Source organism: Roseomonas gilardii (genome assembly GCF_001941945.1).
In the GTDB taxonomy this organism is placed as follows: domain Bacteria; phylum Pseudomonadota; class Alphaproteobacteria; order Acetobacterales; family Acetobacteraceae; genus Roseomonas.
Genome location: NZ_CP015585.1, coordinates 55,091 through 80,237, shown reverse-complemented (window position 1 = coordinate 80,237; position 25,147 = coordinate 55,091). Strand labels below are relative to the sequence as shown.

Below are 25,147 nucleotides of genomic sequence, written 5' to 3'. Positions count from 1 at the left end.
ATGCTTCTCGAACTGAGTCTAACTTGCTATGACGGGAGTGAAAGAGTGTTGAACTCGAGACCTGAAGTCCTACCGGGCGAGCCGCGGGTCAGTGGCAACGTTTCCGCGCAGGGCTTCGAGATCGCGGGGCCGCTCTTGCTGCAGGTGCGACGCTTCGGCGACCATCGCGGCTTCTTCATGGAAACCTACAGCCGGCGGGATTTCGAGGCGGTCGGCGTGACCGACCATTTCGTGCAGGACAACCATTCCCTTTCGGCCACGCCCGGCACGCTGCGCGGCATGCACTTCCAACTGCCGCCGCACGCCCAGGCCAAGCTGGTGCGCGTGCTGCGGGGCGCCGTCCTGGACGTGATCGTGGACCTGCGCCGCGCCTCGCCGAGCTTCGGCCGGCACGTGGCTTGCAAGCTCTCCGCCGAGGGCGCCGAGCAGCTTTATGTCCCCGCCGGCTTCGCGCATGGCTTCGTGACGCTGGAGCCGGATACAGAGGTCGCCTACAAGGTGACCGACTATTACGCCCCCGAATGCGACCGCGGCCTCGCCTGGGACGACCCTGACCTGGCACTGCCCTGGCCCGAGCTGCCCGATGGCCCTGTGCTCTCCGCCAAGGACCGCGTCCATCCCCGCCTGCATGACCTTCCCGGCTTTTTCTGAGAACCCCCGCATGCGTCTCATCGTCACCGGCGGCGCCGGCTTCATCGGCTCGGCCCTGGTCCGGCACCTTGTCCTCGACCTCGGGCAGGAGGTGCTGGTGATCGACAAGCTGACCTATGCGGGGGACCGCCGCACCCTGGCGGCCTGCGAGGGGCGGCCCGGCTTCGCCTTCCTGCAGGCCGATATCTGCGATGCCGATGCCATGCGCCGGGCCTTCGCGGATTTCGCCCCCGATGCGGTGATGCACCTCGCGGCCGAGAGCCATGTGGACCGCTCCATCGCCTCCGCCGCCCCCTTCATCCAGACCAATGTGATGGGCACCTTCGCGCTGCTGGAGGCCGCCCGGGCGCTGCTGGCTGGCTATGACGAGGCGCGGCGCGGGCGCTTCCGCTTCCTGCATGTCTCGACCGACGAGGTCTTCGGCTCGCTCGGCCCCACCGGCGCCTTCACGGAAGCCACGCCCTATGACCCGCGCTCGCCCTATTCGGCCAGCAAGGCGGGGTCGGACCACCTGGCGCGCGCCTGGCACGAGACCTATGGGCTGCCCACCATCGTCACCAACTGCTCCAACAACTACGGCCCCTTCCATTTTCCCGAGAAGCTGATCCCGCTGGTCACGCTGAACGCGCTGGAGGGCAAGCCGCTGCCGGTCTATGGCGATGGCGGCAATATCCGCGACTGGCTCTTCGTCGAGGACCATGTGCGCGCCCTGGTAGCGGCGGTGACGCGCGGCGTGCCGGGGCAGACCTACAACATCGGCGGCCGGGCGGAGCGCACCAATCTGCAGGTGGTGCATGCCATCTGCGACGCGCTGGACCGCTTGCGCCCCGCCGCCGCGCCGCGCCGGGAGCTGGTCACCTTCGTGCCGGACCGCCCCGGCCATGACCGCCGCTATGCCATCGACCCTGCCAAGGCCGAGCGCGAACTGGGTTGGCGCGCCGCCGTGACCTTCGAGGAAGGCATCGAGCGCACCCTGGCCTGGTACCTGGCCAACGAGGCCTGGTGGCGGCCGCTGCGGGAGAAGGTCTATTCCGGCCAGCGTCTCGGCCTGCTGCAAGCCTCCCCGGCCCAGGCGGCGGGTGCCGCCTGATGCGTGTCCTGGTTGCCGGACGCACTGGCCAGCTGGCGGTCGAGCTACTGGAGCGCCTGCCGCGCGACGGCCATGAGGTGGTGGCGCTGGAGGCGCCGGAACTGGACCTGACCGAACCGGAGTCCATCCGCCGCGCGGTGGAGCAGGTGGCGCCGGAGGCCATCATCAATGCTGCCGCCTATACCGCCGTGGACAAGGCCGAAAGCCAGCGCGACCTCGCCTTCGCGGTGAATGCCATCGGCGCCGGCATGCTGGCCGCCGCCGCCGCGGCGCGGGGCCTGCCCTTCCTGCATGTCTCGACGGATTACGTGTTTTCCGGCGATGGCGGCGCGCCTTACGACGAGGACGCGCCCACCGGCCCCATGGGCGTCTATGGCGAGTCCAAGCTGGCCGGCGAGCGCGCCGTGCTGGCCACCAATGCCCGCAGCGCCATTATCCGCACCGCCTGGGTCTGCAGCCCGCATGGCAGCAACTTCGTCAAGACCATGCTGCGCCTGGGGCGGGAGCGCGAGGCGGTCTCGGTGGTCGCCGACCAGCGTGGCGCCCCCACCTTCGCGGCCGATCTGGCGGATGCCATGGCCCGCATGCTGCCCCGGCTGGCCGCCGCCCCGGCGGGCGACCCGGCCTTCGGTGTTTTTCACCTGACCGGCAAGCCCTGGACCACCTGGCACGGCTTCGCCGAGGCCATCTTCGCCGGCGCCGCCGCGCGCGGGCAGAAGGCGCCGCGGCTTTCCGCCATCACCACCGCCGAATATCCCACACCCGCCCGCCGCCCGGCGGATGGCCGCCTGAACTGCGGGCGCATCGCCAGCATCCATGGCATCGAGGCGGCCGACTGGCGCCAGTCGCTGTCCCGCTGCCTCGACACACTCATCGGTCCCCAGAAGCAAGATTCTTGACGGAAGCAACGACCATGAAGGGCATCATCCTGGCGGGCGGCAGCGGCACGCGGCTGCATCCGGCGACGCTGGCGGTCTCGAAGCAGTTGCTGCCGGTCTATGACAAGCCGATGATCTACTACCCGCTCTCGGTGCTGATGCTGGCCGGCATCCGCGAGATCCTGATCATCTCCACCCCGCATGACCTGCCGTTGTTCCGGCGGCTGCTCGGCACCGGCGAGCAATGGGGCATCCAGCTCAGCTACGTGCAGCAGGACCGGCCGGACGGGCTGGCGCAGGCCTTCATCCTGGGCGAGGAATTCCTGGCCGGCGGTCCCTCCACCTTGGTGCTGGGCGACAACATCTTCCACGGCCACAGCCTGGAGGAGCGGCTGGCCGAGGCCCGTGCCTGCGACAAGGGTGCCTCCGTCTTCGCCTACCGCGTGGCCGACCCGGAGCGCTACGGCGTGGTGGAATTCGACGAGAACCACCGCGCCATCTCGCTGGAGGAAAAGCCGGCGAGGCCGCGCTCGGACTGGGCCGTCACCGGCCTCTACCTCTACGATGGCCGCGCTCCCGCCCTGGCGCGCAGCCTCAAGCCTTCCGCGCGCGGCGAGCTGGAGATCACCGACCTCAACCGCCTCTACATGGAGGAAGGCTCGCTGAACGTGATCCGCCTCGGCCGCGGCTATGCCTGGCTGGATACCGGCACGCATGACAGCCTGCTGGAAGCCGGCGAGTACGTCCGCGCCATCGAGAAGCGCACCGGCACCAAGGTCGCCTCGCCGGAGGAGATCGCCTGGCGCTGCGGCTTCATCGATGATGACGCGCTGCGCGCCCTGGCCCGGAGGCTGAACAAGAGCGGCTATGGCGCCTATCTTGAAGGGCTGATCGGGCAGCGCTGAACACTGGCGGGGACGCTCCTGCCCAACCGTGCATGCTTCACCGGCCATAAGCCATCAAACCATTGGTTCCCCGCCATGCTATCGACCTCGCCACCTGAACAGTCGGACTCGCGCACCGCCAACGACCCGTCGCAGATCCCGGCTGTGATCCTGACAGCGCAGATGCGTCGTGACCGTGGCCGGCTGGCCGATGCCGCGGCCGAGATCCTGGCCCTGCGCGCTCAGATCCAGCAGTTGCAGGGCAAGCCAGCGTACCACGTGCGTCAGAGCCTGCGGCGGGTCTATCACCACCTGCCGGCAGGGTTGCGCGGAACCATCAGGCGGCTGCGCGGCGGCGGCGGCATGTCGCCTGCCACTGGCACCTTGGCGGCCAAGCCAGCGGGCGCTGCCTCCCGCGGCCGCGCCATCATCATCGATGACCATTGGCCGCAGCCGGACCGAGACTCCGGGTCCGTGGACATCGTGCAGTTGGCGCATGCACTGCAGGATCTGGGCTTCGACACCATCCTGGCGGCGGCGCGCGAGCATGTGGAGCCTTGCCTGCAGCGCGACGCCCTGATCCGCGCCGGCATCCGCTGCTTGCTGCCCTCCGATGCGCCTTCGGTGGAAGACTATCTCACAAGGCACGGACATGAGTTGGACCTTTGCGTTCTCTGCCGGGTCTATTGCGGCGGCCGCTTTCTGGAGCCTGCGCTGCGGGACGCGCGGCATGCCCGCATCGTCTTCAACACCATCGACCTGAACTTCCTCCGCGAGGAACGTCGGGCACGGCTGATGGAGGACGAGGCGGCTTTGGCCGTGGCCCTGCAGGTGCGGCAGCGGGAAGAACAGATCATCCGCGCCAGCGACGCTACCATTGTTGTCTCTAAGGCCGAACTGGAGTTTCTCGCCAGCGAGATCCCGGATGCATTGGTGGTGGAGATGCCGTTGGCGCGCCCTCTGGCACCGCCTGCCAATCCCTTCGCGCAGCGCACCGGCATCGGCTTCATCGGCGGCTTTGCCCATGCCCCTAATGTGGATGCGGTGCGCTACTTCCTGGCTGAGATCTGGCCCTTGGTGCTGCGGGAGCTGCCGGAGCTGGAGTTCACGATTGTGGGCGCCGACTTCCCGGCGGAGTTGCTGAAAGGCGCACCGGGCCGGGTGCGGGCGCTAGGGCACATGCCGGACATCGGCCCGTGGTTTGAGGGCCTGCGGCTGAGCATCGCTCCACTGCGCTTCGGTGCAGGCACCAAAGGCAAGGTGGCTTCCAGCCTTGCGGCGGGGGTGCCCTGCATCGCCACGCCGGTCGCCGCTGAAGGCATGTCGCTGTCGGAGAATGCGGGTGTGCTGGTGACCAGCGATCCAGCGGCCTTCGCCAGCCGCCTCTGCGAGGCGTATACTGACGAATTGCTGTGGAACCGGCTGTCGATTGGTGGGCTGACCCATGCGCAGACCCATCTGTCGATCACGAGCTGGCGCGACCGCCTGGATGGCCTGCTGCAGCGGATCGGCTTCTAGCAGCCTCCGCCCCCGGAGCCAGCCTGGGGTGTCAAAAACAGGATGCGCCCCTTATACTTGAACAGTCCCGGGCCCGGAGCCATCGCTGCGGGCCGCGGGCAGGGAGTGGCTGCCGCATGGCGACGGGACTAGATGAGCTTGACCTGGGTGCTGAACTGGCCTGGGACCCTGTGCGGATCGTGCAGCCAAATGCCTGGGCCGGGCATGTCCCCTTTGCCTTCTGGCTGGTGAAGGCGCTGCGGCCCGCCACTCTGGTGGAACTGGGCACTCATACGGGCAATTCCTACTTCGCCTTCTGCCAGGCACTGGATGTGCTCTGCCCCGGGGCGCGCGCCTTCGCCGTGGATACCTGGCAGGGCGACGAGCATGCGGGCTTCTATGGCGAAGAGGTCTACAGCGATGTGGCGCACTTCAATGCGGCGCATTTCGCCCAGTTCTCCACCCTGATCCGCAATACCTTCGACGATGCGCGGGGCTATTTCCCGGAAGGCGGTGCTGAGGGCGGCATCGACCTTCTGCATATCGATGGCCTGCACAGCTATGACGCGGTGCGGCATGACTTCGACACCTGGGCGTCGGCCCTGTCCCGCTGCGCGGTGGTGTTGTTCCATGACATCAACGTGCGGGAGCGCAGCTTTGGCGTTTGGCGCCTGTGGGAGGAACTGTCGCGCCTCTACCCCTCCTTCGCCTTCACGCATTCCAACGGGCTGGGCGTGCTGGGCGTCGGTCCTGAACAGGCGCCAGCCCTGCGGGCGCTCTTCTCCCTGGGAGCCGAGGATGCGGCCGCTTTCCGCCGCCGGATTTCCTCGCGGGGCGAAGCCTTTCAGCGGCAGGCTGATATCCTGGCGCTGCAGCAGCAGGTGTTAGGCAAGGACCGTTATATCGCGGATCTGACCGGTCAGATCCATGCCCTGGCCGGGCTGGCTGACCGCGCGGCCGAACTGGATCACCTGCGTGCGCAGCTTGCAGAGGCTGAGGCTGCGCTGGCGGCCGCGCAGACGGAGGCCGCCTGGCGCGAGCGGCTGCTGGAGACGGAACGTGAGAAGCTCGCGGCGAAAGACGCGATGCTGGCCACCCTGTCCAGAACAGCCGAGGCCCGCGCCGCAGCACTGGCGACGCGCGACCGCCTGATCGACGAGCGCGACAGGCTGGCGATGCAGTTGGCGGCAGATCTCGCCCACCAGCGGCATGGCTATGAAACCAAGCTGGGAGGACAGGAGAGCCAGCGACAGGATTTCGAGGCGCAGCTCGCCCGAGTCCGGGCTGAGCGCGAGGAACTGGCGCAAGCGCTGCACCGCCTGCAGCTGGACGTGCAGAATGCGGTGACGGCGGTTCACAACCAGTATGTCAATTCCACGTCCTGGCGGCTGACGCGGCCCTTGCGGGTCGGTATGCGCCTGCTGCGTGGCGAGAGCCTGCGCGGCAACCCTTCCGCGCTGCCGCCGGCAGCACCCACGATCCCGGCCGCCGCGGCCGAAGCCGCGGCGGCGGCGGTGGAGGAGGCAGCGCTGGTTCCTTCCGCCAAAGCCGCCATGCGCGCCACGTTGTCGGCACGGCTGGACGCCTTCCTGGCCAGTTCAGCGACGCTGCGGCTGCCTCGCGCGGAGCGGCCGGACGTCAGCATCGTGCTGGTGCTCTACAACCAAGCGGAACTTACCTTCGGCTGCCTTTGCTCCATCATGGAGACCCTGTCCGGGCAAGGGCCGAGCGTCGAGGTTCTGATCCACGACAACAATTCCACCGATCGCACGGTGGCGCTGCTGGACAGGATCGAAGGCGCTACCATCATCCGCAGTGAAACCAACCTGCATTTCCTGAAGGGCGTGAACCACGCCGCACGTGCAGCCACCGGGCGCACGCTCCTGCTCCTGAACAACGATGCGCAACTGCTGCCAGGCGCGGTCGAGGCAGCCTTGCTCACGCTGGACTCCGCACCGGATATCGGCGCCGTGGGCGGGCGCATCATCCTGCCAGACGGCACGCTACAGGAGGCCGGCTCCATCATCTGGCGTAATGGCGCCGCTTCTGGCTACGGGCGGGGGCAGGACCCGAACGATGTCGATGTCATGTTCCAGCGGGATGTGGACTATTGCTCCGGCGCCTTCCTGCTGACACCGATGGAGACTTGGCGAGAGCTGGGCGGCTTCGACGAGCGCTATGCGCCGGCTTATTATGAAGAGACCGACTATTGCCTCCGGTTGTGGGAAAGCGGGCGCCGGGTGGTCTTCGACCCGGATGTGGCGATCATCCACTATGAATTTGGGAGTTCCTCGAGTTCCTCCGAGGCGCTGGCCCTGCAGGCGGCCAACCATCGCATCTTCACCCAAACCCATCGTGCATGGCTGGAAGGGCAGTTCTCGCTGGACCCGGCCAATGTGCTGGCCGCCCGCACGGCGCGCTCGGCCGGCCCCCGCGTGTTGGTGATCGAAGATCGCGTGCCGAAAGTGGAATTGGGTACCGGCTACCCTCGTGCCAATCGCCTGCTGCATGAACTGGTGAAGGCCGGCGCCCAGGTCGCGCTGTTTCCCATCCATCGCCATGAGGAAACATGGCACGGCGTCCGCTGCGCGCTGGACAAGCGCATCGAGGTGCTGATCCGCGCTGAGGCCTCGCAGCTGCGTACCTATCTCAACGCCAGGCGTGGGCATTTCGACGGTATCATCGTCTGCCGCCCACCGAACATGGCATTCTTTGAGCAGGCTGTGGGCTCCGACCGCGACCTGATCGGCAATGCCCGCGTGATCTATGATGCTGAGGCGCTGTTCGTTACCCGCACCCTGCAGCGCCGCCTCGCCCAGGGCAGCCCGCCGGCCGAGGATGAGCGCCATGCCATGGTGGCCAATGAAGTCGCGCTGACCCGGTTGGCGGATTCCGTCATCTCGGTTTCTCCGGCTGAGAGGGAAACCCTGGAAACCTATGGCGCGAAGGATGTCCATATCCTTGGGCATGCGCTGGATGACGAGCCGCTGCCAGACGGCTTCGAAGACCGCAGCCGCATCGTGTTCCTGGGTGCCATCCAGTCCGACGACGCGCCCAATGCCGATGCGGTGCGCTGGTTCGCGAACGATGTGTTGCCGCGCCTCCGCCGCGCCCTGGGAGCCGAAACGCAGCTGACGGTGATAGGCCAGGCCCAGGCGCCCAGCGTACGTGCGCTGGATGGCGACGCACTGGAACTGAAGGGCATGGTGGCGGATCTGCGTGATGCCCTGGCCGATGCACGGGTGATGGTGGTGCCGAGCCGCCTGGGCGCCGGCATTCCGCACAAGGTGCATCAGGCAGCCATGCTGGGCATCCCGATGGTGGTGACCTCGCTGATTGCGAACCAGTTGGAATGGCAGGACGGGCAGGAGGTTCTGATCGCCGACGATGCGGCCGCCTTCGCCGCTGCCTGCGCGCGCCTGCATGGTGACCGCGCCTTGTGGGAGCATGTGCGAGAGAAGGCACTGGCACGGGTGCGCCGGGAATGCGCCCCGGAGGCCTTCAGCAGCACGGTGCGCGACCTGGTGGCTGCCATGCCGCTGGTGCGACGCCGCCCGGAGGGGCTGGCCGAGGCGGAGCGCCGCCTGCCCCCGCCGCCGCCCGAGGAGCAGGAGCCACCGACCAGCCGGCCGTCAGAATCCGATTTCAGCCTCTGCCTGCCCTTCGACTTCCCACCGCTCGCCGCTCCCGCGCCGCGCGTGGCGGTCATCTGCCACCTCTTCCACCCGGATATCGCGTTGGAAGTGCGGGGTTACCTGCGCAACCTGCCGATTCCGGCCGACCTGTTCCTGTCCACCGACACGGAGCGAAAGGCAGCTGCCATCCGTCCGGCCTTCGCGGACTGGACCGGCGGGAATCTCGACATCCGGGTGACGCCGAACCGTGGCCGCGATATCGCGCCTAAGCTCGTGGGTTTCGCCGATGTCTATGCCAAGTACGACCTGGTGCTGCATCTGCATTCCAAGAAGTCCGAGCACGCGTCCTTCCTGGCGCCCTGGCGCGGCTTCCTGTTCGAGAATCTGCTTGGTTCCCAGGAAGTGGTCTCCAGTATTTTTGATGCCTTCGCGCGGCTACCGAAGCTCGGCATGGTGGCGCCGCAGCATTATGAATCCATCCGCCGTTGGCTGGGCTGGAATGGCAATTTTGACGTGGCGCAGGATCTGGCGCGACGCATGGGGATCGAGCTCTCGCCGACACGGGCCCTGGACTTCCCGTCAGGCTCGATGTTCTGGGCGCGTCCCGCCGCCCTCAAGCCTCTGTTGGACCTCAACCTTTCCTTTGACGACTTCCCGGCTGAGGGTGCTCAGCTCGACCATACCCCGGCCCATGCCATCGAGCGCCTCTACTTCCTGGCTTGCGAGCAGAGTGGCCATGCTTGGCTGAAGGTGGCGCAGCCGGCGCTTTATGCCGGGACGGACACCATCGTCACGGTGCGCAGCCCGGCAGAACTGGACCGCTTCCTGGGAGAACATGCCGTGCTGTTGAGTGGTCCTGCTCAGTTGGCGGTGCGGCCGGAGCCGGCGCCGTTGGTGACACGGGTGCCGCCCGGCCTGGCGCGCCGCCTGGCGCAGCGGAGGATCTGACGCTGTTCGGTTTGTTCAGGCGCCAGCCAGCAGAGAAGCCAAAGGCCGGGGCAGGGCGGGTTTCCGTTGTGGTGCCGCTCTATAACCATGCCGCTTATATCGGCACCGCCATCGAGAGCGTGCTGGCGCAGGGTGATGTGGTACGGGAAGTCATCGTGATCAACGACGGCTCCACCGACGATTCGGAGCGCGTGATGCAGGATCTGGCGCGACGCGATGCGCGAATTCGCTTTCGCACGCAGGCCAATCAGGGCGCGCATGCCACCATCAACGCCGGAATTCGCGACTGTGGTGGCGAGTTCGTCGCCATCTTGAACTCGGACGACGCTTGGCTGCCTGGCCGGCTGGATACGCTGGTGCTGCTGCTGGACGCACGGCCCGATGCGGCAATGGCGGCCTCCGGCATCGCCTTCATGAATGGCTCAGGAGCGGCCATCGACAACAACTGGTACCAGGAGGCCAGGGCATTCCATCAGGCGGGTGCGGATTTCGGTACCACCCTGGTGAACGCGAATGTGCTGATGACGACATCGAATTTTCTCATACGCCGCGCTTCCCTGCCACAGGTGGGAGAGTTTGCCGCGTTGCGTTACGCGCACGACCTCGACTTCGCGTTGCGCCTTCTGGCGCTAGGCCAGAGCATCGCGATGTCGGACGATATAATGCTGCGCTACCGCCTGCATGGCAGCAACACCATCTCGGAAGACCACCGCAAGGTCCGTGTCGAGTGGGCTCTTTGTGTCGCCGCCTATCTGACCCTCCTCTGGGATCGCCCTGGCGCGCCTGAACCTGATTGGGATACCGCAGCCGCTACGGAGGCCGTGCTGAAGCGGCACGACCTGACCGTCGCCGTTGGGCCTTGCATGGCCTATCTGCGCCGGAACGGTGGCGGACGGCTGGATACCAGTCCGCTGTTGGCCGATGCTTCCTTCCGTGCCCGCATGCTGGAGTGGGTGTGATGCGCGTCCTGTTTCTCAGTAACCTCTACCCGCCGAATGTGATCGGTGGATACGAGCGCCTTTGCCACGAGGTTGCTTCCGAGCTGGCGGCGCAAGGGCATGAGGTGACGGTGCTGACCAGCGGCTACGGCGGCAAGGTGGCCGATTACCCCGGGCAACGCGTGCTGCGGGAACTCGAACTACTGACAGGACCGGACATCTATACGCCCTTCCCTGGCTCGGCCGAGGATCGTGCGGCGGTCAACGCGCGCAACTTAGAGGCGCTACAGCGCGTGCTGGCAGAGGTGCGGCCGGACGTCGTCTTCGCCTGGAACCTCTTCTTTCTCGATGTCAGCCTGCTTCAGGCGCTGGAGGCCAGCCCTTATCGCTCCGTCCTGATGCTGACGGATAATTGGCTGCTGGTGATGCGGAATCCGGCGTTCGTCAGCGCCTTCTTCCGCGACGTGGTGCATGGCACGGCGCCCTTCCTGCCGCCACCCATGCCGGCTGCCTGGCGGGTCATGGCCGGACAGATGAAGCGCCGGCTGCAGCGCCTTGCCGGCATGACGCCCAAGCGGAAGCTGGAGGCCATCTTCGGCTCCCACTTCATGCGCGACTTCTATGCTGCTGGCGGCTCTCACTTCCGTTCCCATCGCGTTATCCATAACGGCGTGCGTCAGCCGCCTTCCGTCACACCCGCGCCGAATCGCACGCACCTAGTGGAAGCCGGGCATCTTCGCCTCTTGTTCGCGGGGCGACTGGTGGACCTCAAGGGCGCCGACACCACCGTGGAGGCCCTCGCCCTGCTCGACGCACGGGCGCTGGGCGTCGATCGGGTCACGCTGACGGTGGTGGGCGACGGTCAGGACACCGCCTACATGCAACGCCTGGCCGAGGTGGTGGCAGGCAGCGGCCGCAGTGCCGATATCGAGATGCGACCGGTCGTGCCGGAAGCCGAGCTGCCTGCGTTGTTCGACGCGCACGACATCTATCTCTTCCCCTCCCGGTACGAGCCATTCTCCCTGACCCTGATTCACGCGCTGGCCTGCGGCATTCCGACCATCGCGTCCCGCGCTGGCGGTAACCCTGAGATCGTGGAGGACGGACATTCGGGCCTGCTCTTCGAAAAGGGCGATCCTGCTGACCTCGCCGAGGCCATTGCCCGGCTGGCACGGGATCCGGAGCTGCGTGCGCGACTGGCCTCGCAGGGCCAGCAAGTTGGAAGCCGCTTTACCTTTGAGCGCATGGCCGGAGAGATGGTCAGCTTTCTGCTGAACGGGCGGTGAATATGTTGGCGGCCCTTGCCGGCAAGACCTGTCTCGTCCTTGGTGCGGGGGGCTTTATTGGCACGAACCTGTGCCGCGCGCTGGCGGCGGCTGGTGCATCGGTGCGCGGCTTCGGCCGCCCTCCTCTTTACCCTGCTGCGTTGCCGCCTTTATCCTGGATCTCCGCCGACTTTGGGAACCACGGCGCCTTGTCTGATGCGCTGGATGGCGTGGAGGTGGTATTCCACCTGCTGGGTGGCAGCATCCCTGCGGCGGCGGAGCGTGACGCGGTAACAGATCTGCGGACAAACGCAGCACAGTCGCTGGAACTACTCGAACATTGCCGGATGGCAGGGGTGAAGCGGATTGTCTTCATATCCTCCGGGGGCACTGTATACGGCGTGCCGCGCCATGTTCCGATCGCTGAGGATCATCCGACCGATCCCATCTCGGTCTATGGCATTCACAAGCTGCTGGTGGAAAAGCATCTCGGACTGATGGCGCATCGCCATGGCATCCGTGCCGTCGTGCTGCGAGCCTCGAATCCTTATGGCCCCTACCAGGCACCAGGCCGGGGCCAAGGTTTGATCGCGACACTGATCTCGCGGCGGCTAGCTGGCCAGCCGGTGGAGGTCTGGGGCGATGGCAGTGTGACCCGGGATTTCCTGCATGTCGCCGACCTTGTGGACGCCATGCTGCTGGCTGCCCTCTATGATGGGCCGCATTCGGTGATGAATGTCGGTTCAGGCAAGGGCCGCACGGTGCTGGATGTCGTGTCCTCCATCGATGCAGTGCTGGGACTGCAAGGCGCCGAGATCCTGCACAAGGCTGGCCGCGTCGTGGATGTGCCTGCCAATGTTCTTGATACGGCGCTGATCCGGCGGGAACTCGGCTGGACGGTGCGCCGCGACTGGATGCAAGGCCTTGCCGAGACGGCGGAGTGGCTCCGGAGCGTCGAGCCTCCGGCCATCACCCATGCTGGCCATGGCGTGAGGGTCGCACCGTGAGCCGCCGGCCGAAGCTTCTCTGGAAAGCCCCGATCGACCCACGGGCGCGTGGGTCATGGAGCAGGGTCAGCTTCCGGACTTCCGGCCTGCAGGGGCAGACCATGCTCTACGTCACGGCCTTCGACGCGCAGGGGCGACCGGTCACGAAGGATCTGTTCCTGAATGCGTTGGCCGCCCTGGGCGACCGGCACGAGCTGCTTTGCTTCATCCCAGCCGAGGCCAGCCAACTGCGCCTCTCTGCCATCGGGGTCGCCGTGGGTGTCGTGCGGGCGGAGCCGCCAGTCTTCCATCCCATGGGACGCGGTCCTGCATCACTGCGCCTGCTGCTGCGCACGCCACCTCAGGCGCTAATGGCGTTACTGCGAAACAGCCCGCTTCGTCCCGGATTGTTTCTGCACAGCCTGCGAAAGTTCCTGGGCGCTGAGAGCCAGGACTTCTATGCCCCGCCCCAGGACTACGCAACATGGATCGCCGTCTTCGACAGTTGGGTGCGTGACGATTTCGCTGCCCTGCCGGACAGACCTTCTATCGCTGTTCTGGTCTTTGCACGCGAACCCTCCTCCGAAGCCCTTTCAGCGACTCTTGGCAGCCTGGAAGCGCAATGGGGCAAGGTGCCTTTTGCCGTTTTCGACGAGGCAGACGGCGCATCGCTCGCAGAGTCCATTGCGGCGCTCGATGCCGATTACATCGGCATTCTGCAAGCCGGCGAAGTTCTGCCCCCTCACGCCAGCTTGGCCGCGGCGGAGCAGATCGCGCAGCTCGGCCACCCGGATATCATTATCGCGGATGAGGATGAGATCGCCGCCGACGGAACGCGCCATTCGCCCAAGTTCAAGCCGACGCCCAGCCATGTGGCGATGCTTCCAGGCACTTTAACGCGGGGCCTGTGGCTGGCACGGCGAGCCACCTTGCTCGACCACGTGCCTGCCGGCGCCGGCTGGGCGGAGGCGCTGCGGATGTCGCTCTGGCTTGCAAGATACCGGCGGAACCCGCAGCCGTTCAGCGTGCGCATTCCCTACCTGCTCTCTCATCGCCGCTTCGACGCAGAAGCGGCACCACCCGACGTGCTCGCCTCAATCGTCGAAGACCACCTGCAACATGGCGGCCCCGCAATTGCCCCCATCGCCACCTGGCCGCTGACTTTCAATATTCGAGAGAAGCGGCAGCTGGAGCCGCGGATCACCGTCATCGTGCCCTCGACGCTACGGCAGCCGCATTCGCTGACCTGCATCCAGGCAATTCTGGATGGCACGGATTATTCCAGATTTGACCTGAATGTCATCGTTATGCAGGCTGGACCGCTCGATGATGCGCAGCGCAATGCGTGCGACCGGCTCACCCGCCATCCCAATGTGACCGTATCGGAGTTGAGGGCATCCCGGTTCAACTTCTCCACGGCAAACAACCATGTCGCGGCGCGGACGGAGGGAGACTACATCCTCCTGCTTAACGACGACGTATCTCCTATCAAGCGTGACTGGTTGCGCTGGATGACGGCTTTCATGGAAGATCCTCAGGTCGGCATCGTAGGTGCTAGGCTGCTGTATCCGGATGGAAGAGTACAACATGGCGGCGTCATCATGGGACTTGCTGGCCTGTGCGACCATGCTCATCGCTTCCTGTCGGGGACAGATGCCGGTTACATGTCCCGCGCTATCCTGGCACAGGAATTGTCGGTCGTGACTGCCGCCTGCATGTTGGTGCGGCGGAGCGCCTTCGAGCAGGTGGGCGGACTGGACGAGGGCTATCCCAGTGCCTTCAACGACGTGGACTTCGCATTGAGGGTGGGTGAAGCAGGGCATTCTGTCATCTACGCGCCGCAGGCCGAACTTTATCACCACGAGCTGCAGACCTATGGCTCGCACTACGCGGGGGAGCGCAGCTCCTTTCAGGACCAGGAGGTTCGACGCATGCGCGAGAGATGGGCAGATGTCTGTGCTGCGGACCCCTTCCATAGCCCTAACCTGGGGCTGGTTCCTGGCGGCGAATGGCAATTGGCGTTTCCGCCGCGCGTTGTCAGGGATGTGGCCTAGGCTCAGGACTCGTTAATCCAGAAGAGTATGATTGCTGCGAGACAGATGGCTGACATGAAGGTGTGTGCACATCGGTCGTAGCGCATGGCGATGCGGCGCCAGTCCTTGAGCCTGCCGAACATGTTCTCGATGCGATGGCGCTGCCGGTAGAGCGCCCTGTCGTAGGGGATTGGCAGCTTGCGGCTACGGCTTGATGGAATGCAAGGTACCCATCCGGTGAGTCACGCCTTCTCAGCCTTGGGTGATCTCTGATCTTACGGATGTTCTTAAGGGTGTCGGTAAGGGCGGGCGGGTGGGATGGAGATCATCAATGGGGTGGAGCGGCGTCGGCGCTGGCGGACGGAGGACAAGCTCCGGATCCTGGCCGAGATTGATGCCGGTGCCCGGCTTGCTGTTGTCGCGCGACGGCATGACGTCAGCCGTGGCCTGATCTGGCAGTGGCGTGACGCCCAGCGGCGGGGACGGCTGGTGGTCGAGACGCCGAGTTTTGTGCCTGTCCACGTCGTATCAGCCCTTCCTGGAGCCGAGGCCATGGAACGGGTTGGAGGAGCATCCTGCCCGGGCGATGCCCTGGAGGGTGAGCGCTCCGTCGAGATCGTGTTGCCGGACGGCACGCGCCGTAAGCGCTGCCTGGGTGCCCTTCTTCCCGAGCGTGCCGATGCTGTGCTGCCTTGCCTTCAGGTGGGGAGCTTCGAGCCGACATTATGGTCGACGTTAGCGATGACGCGAGTGGTGTGGATCGGCATGGAATAGGAACCCTGTTGGAGGGGTGATCGGCGTCCAAACGGGGTTCTGACTCAATTTTGCTGAAGTTGACGTGCTGGGTTCCCTGGTCAGTCAGGGATCAGCAGGATGGCGAGGAACCTCAGTCCAGCAGCTTTAATCCCGCCAGGATTCGTCCTGGAGAGCGTGGACGAGACCGGCACAGCGGTGGTGATGACGGTGCGACCATCAACGGTAGCAGGGATCTGTCCCGGCTGTGGTGGCGTCAGCCATCGAGTGCACAGCCGCTACACTCGGAACTTGGCCGATCTCCCGTTGAGCGGGCGTCCTGTGGAATTGAAGCTCCTCGTCCGGCGGTTCCGCTGCGACCGTGCCCTGTGCCCCCGCCGCATCTTCTCCGAACGGTTCGTGGCTGCGACGCCATGGGCTCGGCGCACGGCCCGGCTGGACGAGATCGTCCACCACCTCGGCCTGGCGCTTGGCGGCCGTCCGGCCGCGAGCTTCGCCCAGAGGCTGCGATTACCGGTCAGCAACGACACCTTGCTGCGGGTCGTCCGGCGCCGTGGAAGCCCAGCGTTCACGCCACCGCAGGCGGTCGGGATCGATGATTGGGCGTGGAAGCGCAACCACCGTTACGGCACGCTGATCTGCGACCTGGAGCGACGACGCACTATCGCCCTCTTGCCCGACCGCGAGCCCGCAACGGCGCAGGCCTGGTTGTCCGGCCAGCCGCAGATCGAGATCGTGACCCGCGACCGCGGTGGCGCCTACGCCCTGGCCGCGGCACGGGCGCTACCTGATGCGATGCAGGTAGCCGATCGTTGGCACCTGATGGAGAACGCCAGCCAGGCTTTTCTGGCCGCGACCCGAGCCTGCATGCGCCAGGTGCGCGCGGCTATCGGCGCCACCACGGTCGACCCCCGGCTGCTGACCGCGGCGGAGAAGCTCCAGTACGAGGGTTATCTCCGACGTGAGGACGCCAACGCCGCGGTCTTGGCGCTGCACAAGGCGGGCAAGGCGATCAAGGAGATCGTCCGGTGCACCGGTCATAGCCGCGGAACGGTGCGGCGCATCCTGCGCGGCCAGCGCGCGGATGTGTTCCGCACGCGGGAAAGCTCGCTCGAGGCACACCTCCCCTGGCTGGACGCGCGCTGGGCGGCTGGAGCCCGCAACGGCGCCGCGCTGTGGCGCGAGCTTCGCGATCTCGGCTTCCACGGCTCGCTGCGGGTGGTCGCAGAGTGGGCGACGCGTCGCCGCCGGTCAGAGCAGGTCAACGTCGAGGGGCTGAGCCGTGTTCCGTCGGCCCGCACCGTGGCACGCCTGATGACCATGGCGCGTGACAGCCTGTCCAAGACGCAGACTGTGACGGTGGCTGCTATCGAAGCCGCGGTGCCTACCCTGGTCCAGGCGCGGGAGATCGTCGAAGCCTTTCACGCCTTGATCCGCCGAAAACATGAGGCCGCGTTGGATGGCTGGCTCGACAGGGCGGCAGCCAGCCTCCTGGCCCCGTTCGCGCGCGGGCTCGCCCGGGATCATGTCGCCGTCCGAGCCGCAATTTCCTCCGCTTGGTCCAACGCCCAAGCCGAGGGGCAGATCAACAAGCTGAAGGTGGTCAAACGCCAGATGTATGGCAGAGGGAATCTCGACCTGCTCCAGGCCCGCGTCATAGCAGCAGGCCGATGACCGCCATCGAAATTGCGTCAGAGCCCTGATTCAGTGCCGATTGACAATGAGGGCGTGCGCCAGTCGCTCGAAGGTGCCCCGGCGCGAGAGGCGCAGGAACCAACGGTGCACGGTCCCGGGCGGCGGGAAGTCGCGGGGCAGATGCGCCCAGGCGCAGCCGGTACGGAGCACGTAGAGGATCGCATCGACCACCCGCCGCATCGGCCAGGACCGGGGTCGTCCGGTCTTTGCAGGGCTTGGCAAGAAGGGCTCGACCAGGGCCCACTCGGCATCGGTCAGGCACGTTGCATAAGGCTGGGAGCCGCGCGCAAGCTGCGCGCGGGCGGCAGGGGTCCACATGGGCCACCTCGAAGGACGTCAGACACCCTCCGAACGCGCAGAACCCCCGCCGCTCACCCAGCCTCAGCCGTTATGAAGCGGGTTCTGAGAGATGGATCAGCAGCATTGTCGCGAACCGTCACCAATCTTGGTTGTTGGAAGGACGTCGGGCCTAAGGGTTCTCCGACGGACCGAATGTCTGGTGACGGTCCAGCTCCATCGCATCGTGCAATACCCGCCCCACCTCCACGATCGAGCGGTCGACGATCCTATAGAGGATGAGGTGTCGAGGCTTACCAACGGCGGATTTGTGCCGGCTGTGTCGCAGATGGTAGCTGCGTACCTCATCACCGAGCTCCGGCCTGGCAATACTGCCGGGGCGAAGCGGCTCCGCTAATAAGTCTCGCAGACCCGCTGCAACCAGCTGCTGGTATCGTGCGCGAGCACGAGTTCCGTATCGCTCGGCTGTCCACGAAAGCACATGTCTGATGTCCGCTTGGGCCAAATTGGATAGCCGCAGTCGAGCCATTCGTCCGGCTACGCACCACGGAGCTGCTCCCGCGCCCCTCGCCCGAGATCTGCAATCAGCTCTTCAATCGTATCATCTTCGAGCTCAAGGAAGCGGCCCGCCTCGACGTCCACGAAACCTGCCCGAGCGGCTTCCTGCAAAATCTTAAGTTTAGCTGCGTCCCGCGAGTCCCGTTCTTCAATCAGCCGCAGCCCCTCGCGGAGGACTTCGCTCGCATTTTGGTAGCGGCCCGAAGCAACAAGATCAGAAATCACATTCTCATGGTGCTGAGTCAAAACGACATTCCGGGTCGGCATAGCGCTGCCTCTGCTCCTGATCAGGCCGGTTGCACCAAGATTGGCAGTATATGCCAATCGGCTATGTGACGCTAGCGCAGTGTGCCGTTCGCGACTGCTCCGACTTCTCTTGGAGCTGTTCCCACGATTGGGTGAAGATGAACTACGCTGAAGCTGTCCGACTGCGAGACTTCCACTGCCCCATCCCTGGCCAGTTCCAAACCAGCCACAAAGGTACTGGCTAAGGCGGCGCGAGCCGTCAGCGACCGGTCTACGCCTTCCGCTGAGAGCGGAGGCAGGAACAGGGCCAGATCGCCGCCCCGAGGGTGCCTCTCCAATACGGCGCGGATGTGTCCCAGGGCATCCGGGACGCGCCAGAGGTTCGGAATCGCAGGCCTGTAGGCTGGTGGCGCCTCAGCCCCCTGCCCTTCCCTCCCCTCCAGCATGACGAGGATCGCCTCCAGAAACGCGACGTAGAGCTCCGCCTGTGGTTTTGGCGCCGCCCGCTCCTGATTGCCGCGCGCGAACACGTCCCAGCCGAGTTGCGGTCGTGCCGAGAGCCAAGCGGCCGCCGCCTTCATCGCGGCGAGCTCATCCAGCTGCCCAAGCCGTCGGTCCGCTTCCGCCGCGGCCTCTTCGGCGGCCTGCGGACTGGAGGGGGCGAGCAGCTGTGCCCGAAGCCACAGCAGGTCGCTCGCCATCACCAGCCAGTCGGCCCGGCGTTCCAGCCGGGCGACACCGCCTTCCAGCGCAGCCACCAGCTGGTCGGTCAGAGGGATGATCGACAGCCGGCCGAGGTCGAGCTGGTGCCGGCGCACCATCGTCAGCAGGAAGTCGAGCGGTCCCTCAAAGCCCTCCACACTGAGGTGAGGCATATCGGCCGGCCGACGTTGCCCACCCGGGATCTCGTCTCCCTGCCACCGATCCTCAACGGCGGCTTCGGCGCCGGCGTCAGCCACGGCGCGCCCTGGCCGAACGGGCCGGTTTGTCCCGGTTGTCCTTCTTGTCCCGAATGCCCTGCTTGTGCGGGAAGGGTCCGCTCGCGGGCTCATCGGCCTCGCCGTCCGCGTAGTCCGGCCGCAGATCAAAGCTCAGGGCTGGTGTCGTTCTTCTTTAAATCGTAGAATCTGCGGGAGCGGCGAGCTTTCGTCCTTAAACCGTAGAATTTAGTCGTGATCTCGCCTCCGTTGTCGCCACTCATCCCGGTCGGCATCGGTCAGATGGTGGTGGATGAGGGCCATGTCGTCGCGCAAGCAACCAGGCGGATGAAGAAATCTCCGTCGCAGGATCGGCTCGCCAGTGAGCACCGTCGCCGTGGCGATCATGGCGTGCCGACTTTCCAGCGAAAGCCGCGCAAAGTCGGCCGGACCCGCCCGACGTCGCCGTGACATGAAGCAGTACCGGTCCAGGTATTCCGACGCACATGCTTCATAGAGGAGGCGATCCGGAGCGTGCCGATCAGCCCGTGTAAATGCCCAGAGCAGATCCCGCACGATGACAGCCCTGCCCTGCCCCTTTCCTGCCCGTGCTCGCTTCCTCGACGCTGCCAAGTTCAGGAGCGCTTCCTCGACCAGAGCAATCTCCCGGCGCAGCCGTGTTGTCATGCCCGTGTGGTCGACGTCAGTCGGAGCTGACGTCGGCGCTCCCGATCGAACGTCCTGCCACGGCTTTACGGCGATATAGGTCGACAAGCTTATCTTCCTGTTACGCCCGGCATAGCGGGCCCAGACCGGATGAGCGATGTCGCCGGTGTTCACCTCTTCCAGCGGCAGGTGATGAACGGCGCAGACCGTTCGGGGTGCCAGAACCCAAGCGCGCCGCAGCCACATCACGCCGCAAGAGAGCCGCTGTTCTTCCTGGCAATGAGCACAGGCAGCATAGCGCAGATCATGGCTCTGGACCGGCGCGCCCGCCAGCAGACGCACGGCCCAGGGATATGTCGCAAGGAGGGTCTGCCGCGCGAGTTGCGCCACGTCGATCCCAAGGACAGCGGCGGCCGGCCGGAGGAGGTTGCGAGGTCGCCCCACATCCAGCGCAACCGTGGCCACGAAGTCTCGCGCGCCGCCGATCTCGCGCAGCAACCGCTGTAGCGGCTGGCCGTGGAAATCGGCCACCCGGCTCAACCAGGAGGAGATCAACTCGTCCTCCTGCGGCGGCGGCACGACCAGCAGGTTGAGGCGCGACCTCTCCCCCTGTCCTGGCTTCATGGCGAGGTATCTGCCCGCCGCCGATGTTCCATCGACAGCAGTGGCGCCCGCACCGGCAGGCCGTCCACGCTGCCCAGGGTGATGCGCTCGCTGCCATTGCGGATCGCCTCGACCGCCAGCCGCTCCAGCAACCGCGCGATGCGCACGGTGATGCCCTCGGTCTGTGCCAGGATGGCGGTACGGACCTTGCCTTGATCGAGTTCGGAAGACTGCCGCAGCGGCAACAAGGTCCCGTAGCTGGCCAGCAGGCGCCGGAACGCCATGGTATCGCGCCAGCGCGGCAGTTCGACGGCCTCGAACCGGTCGGCCAAGCCACCGTCGGTCAGCAGGGCACGCCGGGCCTCGGGTGTGCCGGCGCAGACCAGCGGCATCTCCAACTCGTTGGCGAGCAGTCGGATGACGTTGAGGAAGATGCGTTGCTGCCGGTCGCCGCCCACCAGCAGGGCATGGATCTCGTCGATCACCAGGATGCGGGCGCCGACGATGCGCAACGCGTCGCGGGCCATGCGGCGCGCCCGGGTGCGGCTGACCTCGCCGATCAGCGGCAGGCCCAGCGCACCAAGCAGTTCCTCGTAGAACGGCACCTCGGAGGGCTCAGGCGGCAGCTGCATCAGCACGACCGGGATCCGCGCCAGCCCGAGATGCGGATCGACCACCCGCGGATGATCGCGGCTGAACTTGCGCAGGATCATGGTCTTGCCCATGCCGGTGCGGCCATGGATCAGCAGGCAGGGCATGCGGTTGCGCGGCGGGTAGGTCAGCAGCTCGTCCATAGCGGCCAGCGCCGTTTCGGCAGCGGGGTGGCTGATCCAGCGCTCGGCCCGGATCCACTGGATGCGCTCCTCGTCCGGCAGCTCAGCCACCGCTCGGCAGGCCGGGTCGAGGTGCCCGAGGTTGCTCACCGCGACCAGTCCTCAATCGGATAGGGCAGGACCGGGCCCTCCTGCTCCTCCGGTGGCAGCGATGATGGCGGTTCCGCACCGCTCCCTGATGTCCGGTCCCGTGGTATTCGGTTCAGTCGCTCCCGCTCGCGGCGCAGGCGCTTGCTCTGCGCATCGGCCCTGGCGACGATCTCCCGCTGCTGCTCGATCGAGGCGAAGACCTGCCGCTGGGTGACATGGCGCTCCCCAGCCGCGGCGAGTTGCCGCGAGGCGGCCTGGAGTTCCGCCAGGCTCACCGGCGGCAGTCGCCGATCGCTGTAGGGAATGGGCCAGTACTGCCCCTCCTCATCGCGCAGGTAGACCCGCGACATGTCGCGCGGATCGTAGCGGACGATGAACTTCTGCCGCTGCCGAGCAGGAAAGGTCGAGAGCACGCCGTCAGAATAGGTGATGTTGAACAGCGAGATGCCGTTCCGCTGAATCGTGCGCTCGCGGAAGGGCAGGAAGTCCAGCAGGAACCGATCAAGGTCGGAGGGGTGCCGGTGCGGCGCTGGCAAGCCGGCCACGGCGTCGTTCCAAGCGCTGATCGGCGACTTACCCAGACTACGATGAACGCTGTGATGGTAGACGCCGACGATCTGGTGAAGCAGCCATGTCTCCAACTCGTAGAGGGTCATAGCGGCCGCGGCGGCCGGGTCGCGGTCCCGTTCGGCCACGCTGCGTCCAGTGGCTCCAGGCAGGATCCGCAGCGCGCCCATCATCGTGCCGATCAGCCGCTCGATGTGACCACCCCAGTGCGGCGTGGCCGGCGGGCGGTAGCGTACTTCGATGCCGTACTGGGCCGTCCCTCGGCGTAGCGCACCGGAGCGAAACTCCTTGGCATTGTCCAGGTGCAGGCGCTGTGGCAGGCCCGACACCGGCCAGGGCAGATCCACCCCGTGCTGCCGCAGGTGGTCCTCCTTGGGCAGCACGGCATGTGAGGGCCAGGGCGACGCCCAGAGCTGAGGGGCGCTCCAAGCTGAGGTGGAAGCCGGTGACCACGCGAGTGGCGACGTCGATGGCCAGGGTGAGCCAAGGGCGGTCCAGCGGCCGGCGGTCGATGGCCGACACCACCATGATGTCGGCCAGGGTGTGGTCGACCTGCACCAGCCCGAGTGGCTGCTCCTCCGTGAGATGGCCGACGATCCGGCCCAGCTTTCGGCGTGCGTGCCGAGCGCCCTTGCGGCGGCGGAGCACCTCGCGAGGGTCAAGGGCTGCGAGGCGCTGCGAAATAGCCTTGTAGCTTGGAGCGCCCAGTGACCTTGCCGCGCAACGCCGTTCCACTTCGCGCAGCAGCTCCGACGCCGAAGGGCAACTCCGTTGGAGATAGAAGTCGTCGATAGTCGCCTCGATGATGGTCTCAACATCTGGGCTGAGCAGCCGGGCTCCTCGCGCCCTGCCACGTGGGCGCGGAAGGAGTGCCGTCACAGTTGGATCCGCCCTGAGGCGCCGCAACAGGCGGTAACAATAGGCTTGGTTGATGCCGAGTTGCCGAGCTGCGGCACGGATCGCAGCCGTCGATGTCCGCTCGCAAGATGCGAGCTCAATGAGAACTCGGCGCCGCTCCTCCCCGAGCAGCCAAGCCTCGTCACCAAGGGTATGGAGTTCAACCCTACCCACTGTTCATCCCTGTCTCAGAACATTTCTACTTAATGAGGAAGAGCCGGCGGCAAGCAAGAACAATCTGTGTATGTAAGTGTCTGATTGGACTAATTTCTCACTCTACGATATTCGGAAGCCTGACACCGGCATCCATCACCAGATCCCGCGCCTGCGCATGCTGCTCCAGCATCGCCGCCAGCGTTGCGTGGGTCTCCAGGAACCCGTCCGCGCGCCGCACCACGACACTGCCGCCGCATGACGCGAACACGCGTCGCTGCTGCGTCAGGCGCTGCAATTGCTCGGGCGTAGCCGCAAGCACCTGGTAGCCACAGGCCTGCAGCGTCACCTTGTGCTCAGGTGTCAGGTGCAATGACGTGGCTTCCACGTTGGATGGTGATTGAAGGCCATTGTGTTCTCTTCGTCGATGGTTCTTGCGGAGTGCACGGGTGGACCGCTCCTGAAAGTCCGGATTGGTTGGTTATCGGGTGCGCACTCCGCCCTGTCCGAGGTGGGACGTCCGGCGGGCGATGTCACCCCTCTTTCGGGTGCACAGCAACGCTTCGGCCACCTGCCGGCATCCACCGCTATGGCACCGCCTGGACCCGGATGCCCCCGAATGCGCTGTCCTGCTGCAGGCTCACCACGCGTTGCCGGGCGAGTTCCAGCCCGGCCAGGAAGGTGTTCGCCACGGCGGATCGCTGCCGCAGCGGCGTTGCCGGGGCGGGCGTCCGCTCGGCTCCGACGCCGAGCAGATCCACCTCGCCTGGCTGCTCCTCCAGCGCCTGGCGCAGCCATGCCAGGGCGTCCGGCAGGGTCCAGACATCCGGCGCCACGGGGCGGTAGACCCGCGCGATGTCCCCAGGCGCCGAGCCCTGGCCCTGCCCCTCCAGCATGAGCAGCGTCGCCTCCAGGAAGGCCACCACCATCGCCGCCCGCGGCGGCAGATCCCTCTCCGCCTGCCCTGCCCCGCTGCCCCGGCCCAGCACGTCGATGCCCCGCTGTGGCCGCGCCGCGAGCCACGCCGCCGCCGCCCGGATCGCCGTCTGCTCCTCCCAGCGCCGCAGCTGCCGCGCCGCCTCCTCCCCGGCCTCACCCTGGGTCTCGCCCGCGGCCTCCGGCACCGGCGGCAGCAGCGCCTGTGCCTTCAGCCGCACCAACTCGCTCGCCATCACCAGCCAGTCCGCCTGCCGCTCCAGCGGCACCTGGCCGCGGCTTGCCTCCAGTGCGGCCACGAACTGCTCGGCGAGGGGCACGATCGACAGCTGCCCCAGTCGCAGCTTCTGCTGGCGCACCATCTCCAGGAGGAAGTCGAGCGGTCCCTCGAAGCCCTCCAGGCTGAGCACCGGCGGGCCACCGGGATGGGGCGCGGCCTCCCTGCCCTGCCCCGCCGGATACTCCCAGGCCACCGCTACCTCAGCCATCCTCCGGCGCCGCATAATCCGGCCGCAGCTCCAGCGTCAGCTCCGGCCAAACCCGGCGCAGCCGCCGCAGCGCCTGCCAGGGCGACCAGTCCGCCGACCAGAACTCCACCGCCAGCGCGTCCATCCGCCGCTGCCGCCCGTCGCGCCCGGCCGGCACCTCCCGCACGTGCCGCAGCGCCCGGGTCGTGCCCCAGTGCGCCCAGAGCCAGGCCCGGGCCTGCGGGTCGTCGGGACCCAGCGCCAGCAGCCGCTCCGGCACCGGCAGCAGCCGCTGCAGGTCGAAGGGACAGCTGCGCTCGCCGGTCCTCCGCGCCACCACCCGCTGCTGCAGCACCGCCACCGCATCGCACAGCCGCTGCGACAGGATCCGCGCCCCGGCCAGGCTGATCGCCCGCTCCCCGTCCGGTGGCCCCGCCAGCTGCAGGAACCAGTCCTCGCGCAGCCGCTCCAGGTCGTGCTGCCAGGGGATCACCCCGGGTCCCGCCGCCGCCGCCCGGAAATCCGCCATCCGCGCCGCCGGACCGCTGATCCGCAGCCTGTTGCGCAGCCAGTCGGTGTGCGCCGGCGCCAGCGGGGCCTCGTCCCCGGCCGGGGCAGCAATGGCATCCGGCACGGAGGCGGACGGCACGGCCAGACCCCTCGC

The 25,147-nt window shown here is 66.6% G+C and carries 21 protein-coding genes and 2 pseudogenes; 12 read left to right on the top strand and 11 right to left on the bottom strand.

Translation table 11 applies throughout. The features are described from left to right. The first annotated feature begins 48 nt into the window (after nt 1-48). From rfbC to RGI145_RS23015, 10 genes are all read left to right on the top strand, one after another. Nucleotides 49-651, top strand: a complete 603-nt coding sequence (gene rfbC, locus RGI145_RS23060; protein ID WP_418314517.1) for a dTDP-4-dehydrorhamnose 3,5-epimerase — start codon at nt 49-51, stop codon at nt 649-651. Between the two features lie 10 nt (nt 652-661). Beyond that, entirely contained in the window at nt 662-1,741 is a 1,080-nt protein-coding gene (gene rfbB / locus RGI145_RS23055; protein WP_075800885.1) for a dTDP-glucose 4,6-dehydratase, read from the top strand. Further along, the gene (gene rfbD / locus RGI145_RS23050; RefSeq protein ID WP_075800884.1) at nt 1,741-2,640 is read left to right on the top strand and encodes a dTDP-4-dehydrorhamnose reductase; all 900 of its coding nucleotides are present in this window, start codon (nt 1,741-1,743) and stop codon (nt 2,638-2,640) included. Before rfbB ends, rfbD begins: the two co-directional genes overlap by 1 nt. Nucleotides 2,641-2,654: 14 nt before the next feature. Further along, nucleotides 2,655-3,524, top strand: a complete 870-nt coding sequence (rfbA, locus tag RGI145_RS23045; protein WP_075800883.1) for a glucose-1-phosphate thymidylyltransferase RfbA — start codon at nt 2,655-2,657, stop codon at nt 3,522-3,524. A gap of 75 nt (nt 3,525-3,599) precedes the next feature. Continuing rightward, complete coding sequence (locus RGI145_RS23040; protein WP_083671495.1) at nt 3,600-5,021, top strand: glycosyltransferase; 1,422 nt, start codon at nt 3,600-3,602, stop codon at nt 5,019-5,021. A gap of 116 nt (nt 5,022-5,137) precedes the next feature. Then, complete coding sequence (locus RGI145_RS23035) at nt 5,138-9,583, top strand: rhamnan synthesis F family protein (RefSeq protein WP_083671493.1); 4,446 nt, start codon at nt 5,138-5,140, stop codon at nt 9,581-9,583. A 68-nt stretch (nt 9,584-9,651) separates the two neighbouring features. Then, nucleotides 9,652-10,542: a glycosyltransferase family 2 protein gene (locus tag RGI145_RS23030; protein ID WP_075800880.1), complete on the top strand. Its 891-nt coding sequence runs from the start codon at nt 9,652-9,654 to the stop codon at nt 10,540-10,542. Then, complete coding sequence (locus RGI145_RS23025) at nt 10,542-11,807, top strand: glycosyltransferase family 4 protein (RefSeq protein ID WP_075800879.1); 1,266 nt, start codon at nt 10,542-10,544, stop codon at nt 11,805-11,807. The genes RGI145_RS23030 and RGI145_RS23025 overlap by 1 nt, the downstream gene beginning before the upstream one ends. Before the next feature lie 2 nt (nt 11,808-11,809). Next, nucleotides 11,810-12,793 carry an NAD-dependent epimerase/dehydratase family protein gene (locus tag RGI145_RS23020; protein ID WP_075800878.1) on the top strand — a complete coding sequence of 328 codons (984 nt, stop codon included), beginning with the start codon at nt 11,810-11,812 and terminating at the stop codon, nt 12,791-12,793. Nucleotides 12,794-12,894: 101 nt separating this feature from the next. Continuing rightward, on the top strand, nt 12,895-14,826 hold the full coding sequence (locus RGI145_RS23015) for a glycosyltransferase (protein WP_075800877.1): 1,932 nt from the start codon (nt 12,895-12,897) through the stop codon (nt 14,824-14,826). A gap of 2 nt (nt 14,827-14,828) precedes the next feature. Here the strand turns inward: RGI145_RS23015 and RGI145_RS23010 are convergent. Continuing rightward, a pseudogene (locus RGI145_RS23010) lies at nt 14,829-15,032 on the bottom strand (transposase); the annotation flags it as partial. Between the two features lie 91 nt (nt 15,033-15,123). Between RGI145_RS23010 and RGI145_RS23005 the strand changes: the two are divergent. Both RGI145_RS23005 and RGI145_RS23000 read left to right on the top strand, forming a co-directional pair. Next, nucleotides 15,124-15,579 carry a transposase gene (locus RGI145_RS23005; RefSeq protein ID WP_075800876.1) on the top strand — a complete coding sequence of 152 codons (456 nt, stop codon included), beginning with the start codon at nt 15,124-15,126 and terminating at the stop codon, nt 15,577-15,579. Nucleotides 15,580-15,678: 99 nt separating this feature from the next. Next, nucleotides 15,679-17,232 carry an ISL3 family transposase gene (locus RGI145_RS23000; protein ID WP_075800875.1) on the top strand — a complete coding sequence of 518 codons (1,554 nt, stop codon included), beginning with the start codon at nt 15,679-15,681 and terminating at the stop codon, nt 17,230-17,232. A 51-nt stretch (nt 17,233-17,283) separates the two neighbouring features. Here RGI145_RS23000 and RGI145_RS22995 read toward each other — a convergent pair. From RGI145_RS22995 to RGI145_RS22950, 10 genes and pseudogenes are all read right to left on the bottom strand, one after another. Beyond that, a pseudogene (locus tag RGI145_RS22995) lies at nt 17,284-17,571 on the bottom strand (transposase); the annotation flags it as partial. Between the two features lie 151 nt (nt 17,572-17,722). After that, nucleotides 17,723-18,079 carry a type II toxin-antitoxin system RelE/ParE family toxin gene (locus tag RGI145_RS22990; protein ID WP_075800874.1) on the bottom strand — a complete coding sequence of 119 codons (357 nt, stop codon included), beginning with the start codon at nt 18,077-18,079 and terminating at the stop codon, nt 17,723-17,725. 8 nt (nt 18,080-18,087) lie between these two features. Continuing rightward, a complete protein-coding gene (locus tag RGI145_RS22985) occupies nt 18,088-18,375 on the bottom strand; it encodes a type II toxin-antitoxin system ParD family antitoxin (RefSeq protein WP_075800873.1) in 288 nt (95 codons plus the stop codon). 71 nt (nt 18,376-18,446) lie between these two features. Continuing rightward, nucleotides 18,447-19,313, bottom strand: a complete 867-nt coding sequence (locus RGI145_RS22980) for a segregation and condensation protein A (RefSeq protein WP_156878758.1) — start codon at nt 19,311-19,313, stop codon at nt 18,447-18,449. Between the two features lie 207 nt (nt 19,314-19,520). Further along, a complete protein-coding gene (locus RGI145_RS22975) occupies nt 19,521-20,561 on the bottom strand; it encodes a TniQ family protein (RefSeq protein WP_075800871.1) in 1,041 nt (346 codons plus the stop codon). Further along, nucleotides 20,558-21,463, bottom strand: coding sequence for a TniB family NTP-binding protein (locus RGI145_RS22970; protein WP_075800870.1), 906 nt, complete (start codon nt 21,461-21,463; stop codon nt 20,558-20,560). The genes RGI145_RS22975 and RGI145_RS22970 overlap by 4 nt, the downstream gene beginning before the upstream one ends. Further along, a complete protein-coding gene (locus tag RGI145_RS22965; RefSeq protein ID WP_167668421.1) occupies nt 21,460-22,413 on the bottom strand; it encodes a Mu transposase C-terminal domain-containing protein in 954 nt (317 codons plus the stop codon). Before RGI145_RS22965 ends, RGI145_RS22970 begins: the two co-directional genes overlap by 4 nt. A gap of 785 nt (nt 22,414-23,198) precedes the next feature. Then, entirely contained in the window at nt 23,199-23,429 is a 231-nt protein-coding gene (locus RGI145_RS22960) for a hypothetical protein (RefSeq protein ID WP_156878757.1), read from the bottom strand. Between the two features lie 238 nt (nt 23,430-23,667). Beyond that, on the bottom strand, nt 23,668-24,504 hold the full coding sequence (locus RGI145_RS22955; RefSeq protein ID WP_075800868.1) for a segregation and condensation protein A: 837 nt from the start codon (nt 24,502-24,504) through the stop codon (nt 23,668-23,670). Beyond that, the gene (locus tag RGI145_RS22950) at nt 24,497-25,132 is read right to left on the bottom strand and encodes a hypothetical protein (RefSeq protein WP_075800867.1); all 636 of its coding nucleotides are present in this window, start codon (nt 25,130-25,132) and stop codon (nt 24,497-24,499) included. The genes RGI145_RS22955 and RGI145_RS22950 overlap by 8 nt, the downstream gene beginning before the upstream one ends. Nucleotides 25,133-25,147 lie beyond the last annotated feature (15 nt).

Coding starts and splice junctions, on each gene's coding strand:
- rfbD (WP_075800884.1), top strand. CDS start 1,741: ATGCGTGTCCTGGTTGCCGGACGCACTGGCCAGCTGGCGGTCGAGCTA.
- RGI145_RS23025 (WP_075800879.1), top strand. CDS start 10,542: ATGCGCGTCCTGTTTCTCAGTAACCTCTACCCGCCGAATGTGATCGGT.
- rfbB (WP_075800885.1), top strand. CDS start 662: ATGCGTCTCATCGTCACCGGCGGCGCCGGCTTCATCGGCTCGGCCCTG.
- RGI145_RS23040 (WP_083671495.1), top strand. CDS start 3,600: ATGCTATCGACCTCGCCACCTGAACAGTCGGACTCGCGCACCGCCAAC.
- rfbA (WP_075800883.1), top strand. CDS start 2,655: ATGAAGGGCATCATCCTGGCGGGCGGCAGCGGCACGCGGCTGCATCCG.
- RGI145_RS23005 (WP_075800876.1), top strand. CDS start 15,124: ATGGAGATCATCAATGGGGTGGAGCGGCGTCGGCGCTGGCGGACGGAG.
- RGI145_RS22955 (WP_075800868.1), bottom strand. CDS start 24,504: ATGGCTGAGGTAGCGGTGGCCTGGGAGTATCCGGCGGGGCAGGGCAGG.
- RGI145_RS22990 (WP_075800874.1), bottom strand. CDS start 18,079: ATGGCTCGACTGCGGCTATCCAATTTGGCCCAAGCGGACATCAGACAT.
- RGI145_RS23015 (WP_075800877.1), top strand. CDS start 12,895: ATGCTCTACGTCACGGCCTTCGACGCGCAGGGGCGACCGGTCACGAAG.
- RGI145_RS23035 (WP_083671493.1), top strand. CDS start 5,138: ATGGCGACGGGACTAGATGAGCTTGACCTGGGTGCTGAACTGGCCTGG.
- RGI145_RS22975 (WP_075800871.1), bottom strand. CDS start 20,561: ATGAAGCCAGGACAGGGGGAGAGGTCGCGCCTCAACCTGCTGGTCGTG.
- RGI145_RS23000 (WP_075800875.1), top strand. CDS start 15,679: ATGGCGAGGAACCTCAGTCCAGCAGCTTTAATCCCGCCAGGATTCGTC.
- RGI145_RS23020 (WP_075800878.1), top strand. CDS start 11,810: ATGTTGGCGGCCCTTGCCGGCAAGACCTGTCTCGTCCTTGGTGCGGGG.
- RGI145_RS22985 (WP_075800873.1), bottom strand. CDS start 18,375: ATGCCGACCCGGAATGTCGTTTTGACTCAGCACCATGAGAATGTGATT.